Annotated in this window: 12 protein-coding genes; 9 read left to right on the top strand and 3 right to left on the bottom strand. The window is 52.0% G+C overall.

What is annotated here, in order from left to right; all coding sequences use genetic code 11:
- The first annotated feature begins 3 nt into the window (after positions 1-3).
- The 3 genes from tdh to glpG all read left to right on the top strand — a co-directional run bounded on the left by tdh (position 4) and on the right by glpG (position 2277).
- On the top strand, positions 4-1029 hold the full coding sequence (tdh, locus tag K0J45_RS19010; RefSeq protein ID WP_011867504.1) for an L-threonine 3-dehydrogenase: 1026 nt from the start codon (positions 4-6) through the stop codon (positions 1027-1029).
- Positions 1030-1117: 88 nt separating this feature from the next.
- Positions 1118-1423: a thiosulfate sulfurtransferase GlpE gene (gene glpE, locus K0J45_RS19015; protein ID WP_011867505.1), complete on the top strand. Its 306-nt coding sequence runs from the start codon at positions 1118-1120 to the stop codon at positions 1421-1423.
- 17 nt (positions 1424-1440) lie between these two features.
- The gene (glpG, locus tag K0J45_RS19020) at positions 1441-2277 is read left to right on the top strand and encodes a rhomboid family intramembrane serine protease GlpG (protein WP_220043701.1); all 837 of its coding nucleotides are present in this window, start codon (positions 1441-1443) and stop codon (positions 2275-2277) included.
- A gap of 130 nt (positions 2278-2407) precedes the next feature.
- On the opposite strand, the gene elbB is transcribed toward glpG, so the two are convergent.
- Positions 2408-3061 (bottom strand): isoprenoid biosynthesis glyoxalase ElbB, encoded by a 654-nt coding sequence (elbB, locus tag K0J45_RS19025; protein WP_011867507.1) that lies wholly within the window; start codon positions 3059-3061, stop codon positions 2408-2410.
- Between the two features lie 388 nt (positions 3062-3449).
- Here elbB and polA point away from each other — a divergent pair, with 388 nt between their 5' ends.
- Positions 3450-6200, top strand: a complete 2751-nt coding sequence (polA, locus tag K0J45_RS19030) for a DNA polymerase I (RefSeq protein ID WP_220043702.1) — start codon at positions 3450-3452, stop codon at positions 6198-6200.
- A 794-nt stretch (positions 6201-6994) separates the two neighbouring features.
- Here polA and yihA read toward each other — a convergent pair.
- Complete coding sequence (gene yihA, locus K0J45_RS19035; RefSeq protein WP_011867509.1) at positions 6995-7651, bottom strand: ribosome biogenesis GTP-binding protein YihA/YsxC; 657 nt, start codon at positions 7649-7651, stop codon at positions 6995-6997.
- A 168-nt stretch (positions 7652-7819) separates the two neighbouring features.
- Here yihA and K0J45_RS19040 point away from each other — a divergent pair, with 168 nt between their 5' ends.
- The 5 genes from K0J45_RS19040 (at position 7820) to hemN (ending at position 12574) form a co-directional block, all read left to right on the top strand.
- Complete coding sequence (locus K0J45_RS19040) at positions 7820-8440, top strand: c-type cytochrome (RefSeq protein ID WP_220043703.1); 621 nt, start codon at positions 7820-7822, stop codon at positions 8438-8440.
- A 774-nt stretch (positions 8441-9214) separates the two neighbouring features.
- Positions 9215-9883 (top strand): methyltransferase domain-containing protein, encoded by a 669-nt coding sequence (locus K0J45_RS19045; protein ID WP_220043704.1) that lies wholly within the window; start codon positions 9215-9217, stop codon positions 9881-9883.
- 47 nt (positions 9884-9930) lie between these two features.
- The gene (gene yihI / locus K0J45_RS19050; RefSeq protein WP_220043705.1) at positions 9931-10464 is read left to right on the top strand and encodes a Der GTPase-activating protein YihI; all 534 of its coding nucleotides are present in this window, start codon (positions 9931-9933) and stop codon (positions 10462-10464) included.
- A gap of 93 nt (positions 10465-10557) precedes the next feature.
- Positions 10558-11025: a DUF2489 domain-containing protein gene (locus tag K0J45_RS19055; RefSeq protein ID WP_220043706.1), complete on the top strand. Its 468-nt coding sequence runs from the start codon at positions 10558-10560 to the stop codon at positions 11023-11025.
- A gap of 172 nt (positions 11026-11197) precedes the next feature.
- Positions 11198-12574 carry an oxygen-independent coproporphyrinogen III oxidase gene (hemN, locus tag K0J45_RS19060; protein WP_144201261.1) on the top strand — a complete coding sequence of 459 codons (1377 nt, stop codon included), beginning with the start codon at positions 11198-11200 and terminating at the stop codon, positions 12572-12574.
- A gap of 56 nt (positions 12575-12630) precedes the next feature.
- On the opposite strand, the gene add is transcribed toward hemN, so the two are convergent.
- Positions 12631-13626, bottom strand: a complete 996-nt coding sequence (add, locus tag K0J45_RS19065; protein WP_144201259.1) for an adenosine deaminase — start codon at positions 13624-13626, stop codon at positions 12631-12633.
- Positions 13627-13638: the final 12 nt, after the last annotated feature.

Below are 13638 nucleotides of genomic sequence, written 5' to 3' on the forward strand. Positions count from 1 at the left end.
TCGATGAAAGCCTTAAGCAAACTCAAGCCTGAAGAAGGCATCTGGATGGTTGATGCGCCAAAACCTGAAGTTGGCCACAACGATCTGCTGATCAAGATCCGCAAGACCGCCATCTGCGGTACCGACGTGCATATCTACAACTGGGATGAGTGGTCACAAAACACCATTCCTGTGCCTATGGTAGTCGGCCACGAATATGTGGGCGAAGTGGTCGAGATTGGTCAGGAAGTCCGTGGCTTCCAGATTGGCGATCGCGTCTCTGGCGAAGGTCATATCACCTGTGGCCACTGCCGCAACTGCCGCGCGGGCCGCACTCACCTGTGCCGCAATACCTCTGGTGTGGGTGTTAACCGCGAAGGTGCCTTTGCCGAATACCTGGTGATCCCGGCCTTCAACGCCTTTAAGATCCCTGACGATATCTCTGACGATCTGGCTTCTATCTTCGATCCTTTCGGTAATGCGGTGCACACGGCGCTGTCGTTCGATCTCGTAGGCGAAGATGTACTGATCACAGGCGCTGGTCCTATCGGCATCATGGCCGCCGCGGTTTGTCGCCATGTTGGCGCACGCCACGTGGTGATCACTGATGTCAACGAATACCGCCTCGAGCTGGCCAAGAAGATGGGCGCCACCCGCGCCGTTAACGTGGCCAAGGAGAAGCTGGAAGATGTGATGCAAGATCTCGGCATGACCGAAGGCTTCGATGTGGGCCTGGAGATGTCGGGTGTACCGGCTGCCTTCCACTCCATGCTGGATACCATGAACCACGGCGGCAAGATCGCCATGCTGGGCATTCCTGGCGGCGACATGGCCATCGACTGGAGCAAGGTGATCTTCAAGGGACTCATCATCAAGGGGATCTACGGCCGTGAGATGTTTGAAACCTGGTACAAGATGGCCAGCCTGATCCAATCGGGTCTGGATATCTCGCCAATCATCACACATCACTACAATGTCGATGATTTCCAAGCAGGTTTCGACGCCATGCGCTCGGGCCAATCGGGCAAGGTGATCCTTAGCTGGGATTAATCCCCCGCACCACTCGCAACCGGGGCTGTACTCTCACGGCCCCATGTTGCACACTTAACTTATCCCTCTTTTTCATTACAGGTTGACTATGTCTGCTTTTCAACACCTGAGTGTCAATCAACTCATCCATATGCTGGAAGACAATACCGAGGTACAGGTAGTCGATATCCGCGACGGCGCCAGCTTCGAGGCGGGACAGATCCCCGGCTCGACCAACCTCAACAACGAAAACCTGGCGCGTTATATTGCCGAGGCCGACATGGACAGCCCCTTAGTCGTGGTCTGCTATCACGGCATCAGCAGCCAAAATGCCGCGCAATATCTGCATGAACAGGGTTTCGATGATGTCTATAGCCTGGATGGTGGCTTCCAGGCTTGGCGCGAAGCCCATTAATTTCCAGAGGTACGCCTATGTTGGAACTTGGTCGTCTCCCCAATGAGCGCGCCGCCCAGGCGCTGATCGATTACCTCAAGGGCCAGGGCATAGATTGCCAGCTGCAACATGCCGAACACGGGGTGATCCTCTATGCCGCCCAAGAGCAAGACTACGCCAAGGCACGCCGCGAATATGAGCACTTCGTGCGCAACCCCTATGACGACAAGTACCTTCAGGCTTCCTGGGAAAACGGCAGTACAGGCACCAAGTTAGACTATGGCGCGCCTGGACTGCAGCTGATGACTCAGTTCCTGTCCGGGGCCGGCCCCCTGACCCTTATCGTCATGCTCAGCTGCACGCTAATCTATCTCGGCTTCATTTTCGGCTTCGCCAATCCTATCTTCGAGGCACTCTCCTTCTTCGGCGCCGTACCCGGCAGCGACAGCAGCCAGATCTGGCGCGTATTTACCCCGAGTCTGATGCACTTCTCCGCCATGCATATCATCTTCAACCTGCTCTGGTGGTGGTATCTGGGGGGCAAGATAGAGAACAAGCTAGGGGTGACTCCACTTTTAACCTTACTGCTGATCGCTGGCACCCTGCCGAACCTGCTGCAATATGCCATAGGTGGTCCCAACTTCGGCGGCCTCTCGGGCGTGGTCTATGCGGTGGTGGGCTACACCTGGATTATGGGAGTCAGACGTCCCGAGAAGGGGATAGGCCTGCCACCTGCCTATATAGGCTTCATGTTGATCTGGCTGGTATTTGGCTTTACCGATATGTTCGGCCTCTCCATCGCCAACGGCGCCCATATCGGCGGCTTAATGGTGGGCCTGGCCCAAGGCTTTATCGACAGTCGCCGACGGGTTTAGGTAACCCCTAGATAACATGTGCCCTCAGAGAGGACGCGAGATCAAAAAGGGCCCATTAGATGGGCCCATTTTGATTGGCTAATACCAATCACGATGAGTGAACGGTTATTTATTGCGGTTGGGCATGAGTTCACGCCAGCTCAATCACCTTCTTCACCAACTTATCGATGCCGATATGGGCCTGGGCAATATTCTCGGCCAACATATACGCCGGCGTACTTACCAGTTTACGCGCCTCATCGACGACGATCTGCTCGACATTGGCTTCCACATGCTCACCGCCCATCAGATTAAAGGCGTGGGCCGTGTCGCTGTCATGGCCTATGGTGCCCTTGGCCTTCTCGCCGTAGAGCTTAGGGATCATCACGGGTGAGATACAGATAAAGCCCACCGGCTTGTTCGCCTCGACAAACTCGCTGATGAAGGCCTTCACGCTGGGTGCCACCTCACACTCACTGCCCACCACGGCAAAGTTACACAGGTTCTTCGCGGCGCCAAAGCCACCTGGGATCACCAAGCCATCGAAGGCCTGGATATCTAACTCGTCCGTTGCCTTGATGTCACCACGGGCAATACGCGCCGACTCCACCAGCACGTTGCGATGCTCACCCACGGCCACCTCACCTGTGAGGTGATTCACCACGTGCATCTGCTCTATGTTGGGTGCGAAACATTGATAACTCACTCCGGCCTGGGTCAGCGACAGCAGAGTCAATACTGCCTCATGAAGTTCGCTGCCATCGAACACTCCCGCACCGCTTAATAAAACAGCAAATTTTTTCATTAAAAACTCCTTTAATAGACCGAATGGTTTTAACAACCAGATAACAAAAGGGTTGATCTGATTATTTTTCATGCTAAGTTAGTTCATCGACTCTAACAAGGCCGAGCAATTTCGCCAAGTCAGAGCATAAATATGGATGACAAAATAAAAAATCCACAAATTAGGAATTTTTACTCGGAAGTAATACCTAGTTCACATAAAAATATAATACAAAAACAAATCAACAAGTTGCATCACCCGCTTATGTTCGTCGTCGTGATCCCTACTCGCTGAAACTTTTTTAGCTCACAGACTTATCCACAGGCTGCTGAGTAATTTGCCGTGGCCGAAATCGCCCTAATATGGCATGCTAGCGCCATCATCGCATACCGAAAAAATAGATAAAATTATGCCTAATATCGCTGAAAACCCACTCATTCTTGTGGATGGTTCTTCCTATCTTTACCGCGCCTACTATGCGCCGCCTCACCTGACTAACTCCAAGGGTGAAGCCACGGGGGCCGTGTATGGCGTGATCAACATGCTACGCAGCCTGCTTAACCAATATAAGCCGACCCAGATGGCGGTGGTGTTCGATGCCAAGGGAAAAACCTTCCGCAATGAGATGTATGCCGAATATAAGGCCCACAGACCCCCCATGCCGGACGATCTCAGGACGCAGATCGAGCCGCTGCATCGCATCATTCGCGCATTGGGGCTTCCCCTGGTCTGTATTCCCGGCGTCGAGGCCGATGATGTCATAGGTACCATCGCCAGACAGGCCAGCCAGGAAGGCCGCGCCGTGCTGATCAGCACAGGCGATAAAGATATGGCGCAGTTGGTGGATGACAAGATCACCCTGATCAACACCATGACCAATACCATCCTAGGCCCCGATGAGGTGAGCGAGAAGTTTGGTGTCGGCCCTGAGCTGATCATCGACCTACTGGCACTGCAAGGCGATAAGGCAGATAACATTCCCGGCCTGCCAGGCGTTGGTGAGAAGACGGCGCTGGCGATGCTACAAGGCGTCGGCGGTGTCGACGCCATCCTCGCCAACCCAGAGAAGATGCCGGAACTCGGCTTTAGGGGTGCTAAGACCATGCCCGCAAAGATCGCCGAACATGGCGACATGCTCAAGCTCTCCTATGAGCTGGCGACCATCAAGTGCGACGTCGAACTGGAACAAGACTGGCACCAGCTCAACATTCAAGACGCGGATCGCGACGAGCTGATCAAATGCTACGGCGAGATGGAATTCAAACGCTGGCTGGCCGAGGTGTTAGACAACAAGTCGAGTGCCAGCAGCCAAGAAGAGGCCGACGAAGTGCCGGCGCCTCAGGCTATCGATACCCAGTACGATACCATTCTGACCTGGGAAGCCTTAGATGAATGGCTAAAGGCCCTGGCCGCCGCGCCGCTGTTTGCCCTGGATACAGAAACCACCAGCCTCAACTACATGGAGGCCAAACTGGTGGGGCTCTCGTTTGCCATCGAACCAGGCAAGGCCGCCTACCTGCCGCTGGCACACGATTATGCCGATGCCCCAGAGCAGCTCGACAGCGAGCAGGTACTAGCCAAGCTCAAGCCACTGCTGGAAGATCCTAGCCTTCTCAAGGTCGGGCAAAACCTCAAGTATGACATGAGCATACTGGCCAACGTCGGCATCGCCCTCAAGGGCGTGGCCTTCGATACCATGCTCGAGTCCTATGTGTTTAACTCGGTCGCCTCCAAGCACAACATGGATGACCTGGCGCTGAAATACCTGGGTCATAAGAATATCAGCTTCGAAGAGATCGCCGGCAAGGGCGTTAAGCAGCTGACCTTCAACCAGATCCCGCTGGAGACGGCAGCACCTTACGCCGCCGAAGACGCCGATATCACACTCAGGCTGCATCAGCATCTCTGGCCGAGACTGCAAAAGGCCAGCGAACTTGCCAGCGTCTTTACCGACATAGAACTGCCTCTGGTCAGCATACTGTCTCAGATTGAACGTCAGGGCGTGTTGATCGACAGCATGCTGCTTGGTCAGCAGAGCGACGAATTGGCACGCAAGATAGATGAGCTGGAACAGAAGGCCTACGAGATTGCTGAAGAGCCCTTTAACCTGGGCTCGACCAAACAGCTGCAGGCCCTCTTCTTCGAGAAGCTGGGTTACCCTGTATTGAAGAAGACCCCTAAAGGCGCACCGTCCACCGCCGAAGAGGTACTGGTCGAGCTGGCACTGGACTATCCGCTGCCCAAGATCATCCTGGAGCACAGGAGCCTGTCTAAGCTTAAGAGCACCTACACAGACAAGTTGCCGCTCATGGTCGATGGTAAGACAGGCCGGGTACATACCAGCTACCACCAGGCCATCGCCGCCACGGGTCGCCTGTCATCCAGCGAGCCTAACCTGCAGAATATCCCCATCCGCACCGAGGAGGGCCGCCGTATTCGTCACGCCTTCGTGGCGCCAGAGGGACGCAAGATCCTCGCAGCCGACTATTCGCAGATCGAGCTGAGGATCATGGCCCACCTCTCCCAGGATAAAGGCCTGCTGAGCGCCTTCGCCGAGGGCAAGGATATTCACAGAGCTACCGCCGCCGAGGTGTTCGACGTCGACTTCAGCGAAGTCACCAGCGAACAGCGTCGCCGCGCCAAGGCAGTGAATTTCGGTCTCATCTATGGCATGTCGGCCTTCGGTCTGGCCCGCCAGCTGGATATTCCGCGTCACGAGGCCCAGCAATATATCGACATCTACTTCAAACGCTATCCTGGCGTGCTCAAGTATATGGAAGATACCCGCGCTGCCGCCGCCGAGCAGGGATACGTATCGACCCTCTATGGTCGCAGACTCTACCTGCCGGCTATCAAGGATAGAAACGCCATGCGCCGTCAGGCCGCCGAGCGCGCCGCGATCAACGCGCCGATGCAGGGCACGGCTGCCGACATTATCAAGAAGGCCATGATCAATATCGCCCAGTGGATCGAGACAGAGACCCAGGGAGAGATCACCATGATCATGCAGGTACACGATGAACTCGTATTTGAGGTCGACGCCGACAAGGCCGATTCGCTCAAACTCAAGGTGTGCGAGCTGATGGCGCAGGCCGCCTCCTTAGATGTCGAGTTACTAGCCGAGGCTGGCATTGGCGATAACTGGGAACAGGCGCACTAGCCTTACATTTTGCGACTATTGCTCAACGGATTCTCGGCTCAATTCTCAATTAGATCAGAATTGAGCCACAAAAATGCCTCGACTATGCCTCGACTACGCCCCGGCCTGCCGGGGCATTTTTTTATGCTGTGAGAGTCATTCACCCTGGCATCTCGCCCTCTCGACCCGCGAAGCCGTAAAAATCACCAAAAATAGTAATATTTTTTCACTTAAGGGCATTTTTTAGCTAAACAGCTCTTTTAAAGGCAATTTTAGTAAATTTTAGATCAAAAACCTGTGCTTTTATTGAGCACTTTTTTAGACATTGCTCACATTATTGTCGTTTTTTACAAAAAACAGTTTCCCATATTACGACCAATGAAGTATTATTCTCTGCGTAGGGTACAGAGGTTAAGATGTTCTATCTTTCAGACCTTTTTTTTATTTCACGTTAAGTGAAAAGCCAAATTCTGGCGCCCCAGCAAGTAACTTGCTGGGGCTTTTTTTCGCCTGAAATTTAATTTAGAGCAAATACTTTAATTTAGGTGGGATTCGGGCTATCCTATGACCACTGAGAACTATTGGTCGATGACCGATGGAACTTGAGTCTTGTTGAAATTTAGCTTCTCCCCAAAAGAGCTAATGTATTTTTTGCCGATGGTGTAGCCGTCGGCATTTTTTTCACCTGCCACTTCTAATCAATTCAAAGAGTTACCCGCTAATAGCCTCTGCAGCTAAGCGTCTTAGTCACTAATAACCAGGCATAAAAAAACGCCCCCAATATGGAGGCGCTCTCTAATCACAAACAAAAGTTGTTACTCTTGTTCGGCGTCGGCCAAGGCCTCCACCAGCCAGTCCGGATGACACCATTCGTTAAGAATCCCCAGCACCTTAGGCTTGCCGGTTCCCTTCAGGGAAGAGAATGGCTCCACCTTCACGCCGTCGCCGAAGTCCGCCAAGGCCTTACGCACATCGTTAACCGTCTTCATTCGAGCACTCTGCGCCAACTTGTCACACTTGGTCAGCAAGGCCAGCACGGGAATATCGCAATCCACCGCCCACTCGATCATCTGCATGTCGAGATCTTTGAGCGGATGACGAATATCCATCAGCACGACCAGGCCACTCAAACAGGCGCGTTCCTGCAGATATTGCCCCAGCGCCTGCTGCCATTTCTTCTTCATGGCCAGTGGTACCTGAGCGAAACCATAACCAGGCAAATCCACCAGGCGTCTGTGCTCATCGAGCGCGAAGACGTTGATCAACTGGGTACGCCCAGGTGTCTTACTGGTTCTTGCCAGGTTCTTCTGCTCGGTTAATTGGTTTAATGCGCTCGACTTTCCGGCATTAGAGCGGCCAGCAAAGGCGATTTCGACGCCTACATCACCGGGCAAGTGCTCATCCAGATGCGCAATATCCGGCGCACTGATCAAAAACTTGGCCTGTCGAAAATCGATACGAGAATCAGTCACTACCCACCCCAAAATTTGTTATTTCTTCAGTTTAAATATCGAAGACTTGCTTACATTTGCACAATTTCGTGTAAAATATTACCCCGATCACATAAATCATATTTTATCACGCTTGCAGGTCACTCTCGTAAGCTCAGGACAAAAAATTTAACTAAAAGTTGGAACGCCATGAAAAAGTTCGCTATTGCGCTATCGATGTTAGCCACTCTATCAACTCCGGCTCTAGCAGCAGGTGATGCTGAAGCGGGAAAAACTAAAGCAATCATTTGTTCTGCCTGTCACGGTGTTGATGGTAACAGTATGATCGACATGTACCCCAAGATTGCGGGTCAACAAGAAACTTACCTGAAGAAGCAGCTAACCGAGCTGCGTCAAGCTGCCCACACAGGCGGTAAAGAAGGCCGTAACGATCCTATGATGAGCCCAATGGCGGCGGCATTGTCGGATCAGGATATCGAAGATTTGGCGGCTTACTTCTCTTCGCAAAAGCTTGCGATGAGCGAAGTGAAAGACGTGCCTGAACTGGGTGAGCAACTATACAAGGGTGGTGACGCCGTACGTGGTGTGACTGCATGTATCGCCTGTCACGGTCCTAACGGTAAAGGTTCTGAGGCCGCAGGCTTCCCAGCTATCGCGGGCCAACACGCTAACTACATCAAGATCCAGCTGAATAAGTTTCACGATACAAGTCGTAACAACGACCTAAACGGCATGATGCAAGACGTTGCCAAGAAGCTGACCAGCGAAGATATCGAAGCACTATCTAAATATATTTCAAGCATTAAGTAATTAATCGCTGGATAACGAAAGGGTGGTCTATACCACCCTTTTTAACCGCCCCAAGTTTACGTTTACGTAAACTGTTGAAAATTGATGCTTGACATAGATCACAGATTTCGTTTTAATTGTGCCCGTACCGAGGTAAACCCAGCTGTTTGTATAAAATCTACCTAATAACAATAAACAGATTTCGGTATGTGATTACATTTAAGATATAAGAATAAAGTTAAGCAAAAATAATAATAATTTTTTGACCACTCACTAAAAATAATAAGAGAAGTACTTCGCATCTGAAGTCGGGTCGTAATAACTTGGTAAGGATATTGGTTAGGAAGGCCAATGCGCTAATTAGCATTTTCCTTACGGTTCAGAAAACAGTTGAACTGCTTACTGCTGAACTTAATGTAAACCGAACAGGGATGGTTTATTAGGCGTCAAAGATGACGATATGGATTGTGATGTGTCAATGAAGACCATCTACGGAAGCTGTGGTCAGGAAGGCGACAGGGAAAGAAAAAAAGCGTCTGGAAGACCGAAAACGAAAATAACTATGCATGGAAAGCAGATTAAAAAATAAGATGGAATCCGACTGGGAGAGTCGCATAGCAAGTAAGGAAACTTGGAATCAGAATTGAGTACCTTTGGTACTTTTTGGAAGGCGACAGTGATACTGTCGCCTTTTTTTATATACGGCAAAAAATACGCTTCTGTTTCCGCTTGGCCTACAGTAAATTAAACCGGTTAGCAGCAATTAACCCAGCCTTTAAGAGTCATGCCCCAGCCATGCGAAGATGCCCCCTGTGCAGCAGCGAAGAGACCGCCCCCTTCTATCAAGATAGAAAACGCTGCATCTATCGCTGTAAGCGCTGCATGCTGCTGTTTGCCGATGCCAACTCTCATCTGCCGCCCAGCGCCGAGGTAAAACGCTACCGCTCGGCCAATAGTAAAGACAAGCCGCTGCAACAATTTCTGTCGAGCCTAATCACTCAGTGTGAGCAGCAGGTTCAGGGCCCATTGCTAGGACTCAACTTCGGCCGACTGCTAAACCCACAGGCGATAGACGCCATCAAGGCGCGAGGCCATCAGCTCAACCAGTATGATCCACACTTCGCCCCGGATCATACCCTGCTAAGACTCGAATACGACTTCATCTGTTGTTATCGGGTCTTCGAGCACTTTCGCTTTCCTGGAAAGGAGTGGCAGCTGCTTTGTTCCCTGCTTAAACCCGGCGGCTGGATGGCGATCAGCACCCAGCTGCTCACCGAGCTTCAGGGCTTTCCCAAATGGCACCACAAGAACAATCTGACCCATGTCAGCTTTTATCAGCAAGCCACCTTCCAATATTTGGCAAGCCAGGCCGAGTTTAGGCTATTATTCGCCTCGAAAGATCTCATTTTGGTGCAAAAACCAACAGGATCTGGTATAACACGCGACCCAAGTTCACTTATCTAACTCAGGGTTAGGTAGGTTCACGATTTTTTGTAGTTGAGATTAACGTTATGACCCGTAAGAAATCGCGCAAGATCAATGAGAATGCGCCAAAACGTCCGCCTAGAACCAAGAAAGAAGACCGTGTCGTCACGGGTAAGAAGCAGAAGTCGGGCAATAAAGCGGGCAGTCGTCATAACGAAAAGCAGATCCAACAGAAGCAATCGGGCACGGCACAGGCCAAAGATCCTCGCCACGGCAGCAAGAAGCCTGTCGCACTTGAGCTATCGACTAAGGCGCCTGTGGCCAAGCAGCCCAAGGCACCTAAGATGAGCGACGAACAGAAACTGCTGAAGCTAGAGGAAGATCCTAGACTCAACAAGCTGCTCGACATGCTCGAAGAGGGTCGGGATCTCAACGATGCGGATCAGGCCTGGTTAGAGAAGCAACTAACAGAGATCGAGCGCCTGATGGATCGCCTGGGCATCACAGAAGAGGATGACCTCGAGCATGTGATGAAGACCACGGTCGGCTCAGACGACGATCTGCTGGATAAGTTTGAATCTGGCGCCGATCTGCTCAAAGATTATCAAGATAAAGACTAGCCTCAGGCTAACCCAAATGGCATCGATTCGATGCCATTTCTCTATCTCGCCTCTGTGATTAACACCTAGCTAACCAACACCTCGGATTGCATTATGACTACGACACTCCTCATCCTGGGCGCCATCATCATCTTAGGCCTGGCCGCCTATGCCGCCAGCCTGTTACTCAAGCTGAAACAGCAAACCGCACGACAAAAAGCGCAACGCGAAGCCCAACAAGCCGCGGCGGACGCCAAGGAGCTGGAACTACTCGGCAACATTCACTATATCGCCGCCGCCATGCTCGAAGAGCGCTGTGAACTGTCAGAGGGCGTGATGCGTATCGGTAAGCTGTTCAGTATTCTCGGCCACACAGAGCAGGTGAAACACCAGTATCCGGCGCTCTTTAAGCATTATGAGATCATCGAATCCCACCCTATCATGGAGCAGCGTAAGGCGTTGGCCAAGCAGCAGCGTATGAAGCTAGACTTAGAGAGAATGAAGTCAGAATCGGCGCTGGAAGCCGAGATCATGGCCGAGGTGGCCCTGCTGGCCAAAGCCTATGCCCACCTCAGCCACTGACGTGAGTCGGTGCACAAAAACGGCTTAAGACCAAGACATTTAAGCCGAAAACAAGGATATTCGACAGCTAACATAAATTGCAGTGCTAATTTGCAACCTGGATCAATGTTATTCACTCAATAACATTGCATACTTCGCTAGTTGCTAATTTACCACCCTCGGAGGACACGCCTTGAAGCAGCCCACCCAAATTAGTTGGGATCAGTCAATGATCGAAAAATATAATTACAGCGGTCCTCGTTATACCTCTTACCCGACCGCACTAGAATTTGACGCCTCCTTCACCGAAGAAGACCTGCTCACCTCTATTGCCAACAGTAAGAGCAATAAACTGTCGCTGTATCTACACATTCCTTTCTGCGCTAAGCTCTGCTACTACTGCGGCTGCAACAAGGTGATCACCCGTCACCAGCACAAGGCCGACCAATATATCGAATACCTGGCGGCAGAGATCGTCAAACGCGCACCGCTGTTTAAGCATTATCAGGTCACCCAGATCCACTGGGGTGGCGGTACGCCAACCTTCCTCAGCCCAGAGCAGATCCTCAGGCTGTCGGCGCTGCTCAGAGAGCACTTTAATATTGCCGAAGAGGGTGAATACTCTATCGAGGTCGATCCACGCGAGATCGAACTCTCTATGCTAGACACCCTCAAAGAAGCTGGCTTCAACCGTATCTCGGTCGGCGTGCAGGACTTCAACAAAGAGGTGCAGATTGCCGTTAACCGTGAACAGGACGAGCAGTTTATCTTCGACCTGATCGCCAAGGCCAAAGCCATGGGCTTCGTGTCGACCAACATCGACCTGATCTACGGCCTGCCTCACCAGACACCGCAGAGCTTTGCAGAGACTATGCAGCGCGTACTGGATCTGTCTCCAGACAGACTCTCTGTGTTTAACTACGCTCACCTACCGGCACGTTTCGCGGCCCAGCGTAAGATTAAGGACGAGCATCTGCCGACACCACAGCAGAAGCTGGAGATGCTACACCAGACTATCGAGACGCTGACGGGTGCTGGCTACCAGTATATAGGCATGGACCACTTCGCCAAGCCGGATGACGAGCTTGCCATCCTGCAGAACGAAGGTCGCCTGCACCGTAACTTCCAGGGTTACACTACCCAGGAAGAGTGTGATCTTCTGGGTCTTGGGGTCTCCTCCATCAGCCAGATCGGCGATTGCTACGCCCAGAACCAGAAAGATATCCGCCCTTACTATGAGTCGGTGGATGAGAAGGGCCACGCCCTGTGGAAAGGCTGCAAGCTTAATCGTGACGACGAGATCCGCCGCGCCGTGATCAAGCAGCTGATCTGCCACTTCGATCTGGATATGGCCAAGATGGATGAGCGATTAGGCATTAAGTTTGAAGAGTACTTCGCCGAAGATCTCAAGCTACTTCAAACCTTTATCGACGACAAGCTGGTCGAAGTCAAAGACAGAAAGATCACAGTTGGCGAAACCGGCCGTCTGCTGATCCGCAACATCTGTATCTGTTTCGATGTCTACTTCCGCGACAAGGCACGTCAGCAGCAGTTCTCACGGGTTATCTAAACCCCGAACATGAAAAAAGCCGATGAATCATCATCGGCTTTTTTGTTTCTGCTTTCTTAGGCTTTGGCGGCATAGAGCGCCTTACGCTCGCTATCGGAGATAAAGGCCATCTCCACGCCGTTACGTTGCAGCTGTGCAAGCTCGGCATCGCTAAAGCCCATCTCCTGCTTCACGGTGCGATACTCGTGTTTGATGTCGATGGCACTCACGCCCGGATCGTCTGTGTTAAGACCGATCAACACGCCCGCCTCCATGAAGGTGCGCAGCGGATGCTCCTGATAACTGGTCACAGTCGAGGTGTGCAGGTTACTGGTTGGGCAGGACTCTATGCCTATCCTGTTGGCAGCCAGATACTCCATCAGCTTAGGATCGTGGATCGCATTGACGCCATGGCCGATACGGGTAGCGCCCAGCTCCTGAATAGCCTGCCACATACTCTCGGCCCCTGCAGCCTCACCGGCGTGAGCCGTAATGGCTAACCCTGCGTCACGCACCTTCTTGAAGTGATCGTTAAACAGGGCGCCCGGGAAGCCTAGCTCATCCCCCGCCAGATCCATCGCCACCAGATGCTGCTTATGGGCAAGCAGAGCGTCAAGCTCCTGCATGCAGGCATCCTGACCGAAAGAGCGAGACATGATGCCGATCAGGTTGATCTTCACCTCATAGTCCTTGAGCCCCGCCTTAACCCCGTCGATAACGGCTTCGACGACGCCTTCTATCGGCAACTTGTGGTTCATCGCCATATAGTAAGGACTGAATCTCAGCTCGGCGTAATCCAAGCCAGAGATTGCCGCATCGGCGACGTTCTCATAGGCCACACGTTTAACCGCATCGAGATCCGCCAGAACGGCAACCATCCAGTCGAGCTTCTTTAGAAAAGCCACCAGACTCGATTCTTTCCCCTGAATTTGAACGAAAGGCGCCAAACCTTCCAAGCTATCGGCAGGTAAAGCAATATTGTGTTGGTGGCCCAGGTCCCAAATCGTTTCCACCCTGACGTTACCATCAAGATGACGATGCAGATCCACCAACGGAATGGATGTATCAATCATATTTAACCCCTA

The organism is Shewanella alkalitolerans (genome assembly GCF_019457575.1).
GTDB classification, from domain to species: domain Bacteria; phylum Pseudomonadota; class Gammaproteobacteria; order Enterobacterales; family Shewanellaceae; genus Shewanella; species Shewanella loihica.

Excerpts from the sequence above, each read along its gene's own strand:
- tdh (WP_011867504.1), top strand. The coding sequence starts at position 4 with ATGAAAGCCTTAAGCAAACTCAAGCCTGAAGAAGGCATCTGGATGGTT.
- glpE (WP_011867505.1), top strand. The coding sequence starts at position 1,118 with ATGTCTGCTTTTCAACACCTGAGTGTCAATCAACTCATCCATATGCTG.
- glpG (WP_220043701.1), top strand. The coding sequence starts at position 1,441 with ATGTTGGAACTTGGTCGTCTCCCCAATGAGCGCGCCGCCCAGGCGCTG.
- elbB (WP_011867507.1), bottom strand. The coding sequence starts at position 3,061 with ATGAAAAAATTTGCTGTTTTATTAAGCGGTGCGGGAGTGTTCGATGGC.
- polA (WP_220043702.1), top strand. The coding sequence starts at position 3,450 with ATGCCTAATATCGCTGAAAACCCACTCATTCTTGTGGATGGTTCTTCC.
- K0J45_RS19040 (WP_220043703.1), top strand. The coding sequence starts at position 7,820 with ATGAAAAAGTTCGCTATTGCGCTATCGATGTTAGCCACTCTATCAACT.
- K0J45_RS19045 (WP_220043704.1), top strand. The coding sequence starts at position 9,215 with ATGCGAAGATGCCCCCTGTGCAGCAGCGAAGAGACCGCCCCCTTCTAT.
- yihI (WP_220043705.1), top strand. The coding sequence starts at position 9,931 with ATGACCCGTAAGAAATCGCGCAAGATCAATGAGAATGCGCCAAAACGT.
- K0J45_RS19055 (WP_220043706.1), top strand. The coding sequence starts at position 10,558 with ATGACTACGACACTCCTCATCCTGGGCGCCATCATCATCTTAGGCCTG.
- add (WP_144201259.1), bottom strand. The coding sequence starts at position 13,626 with ATGATTGATACATCCATTCCGTTGGTGGATCTGCATCGTCATCTTGAT.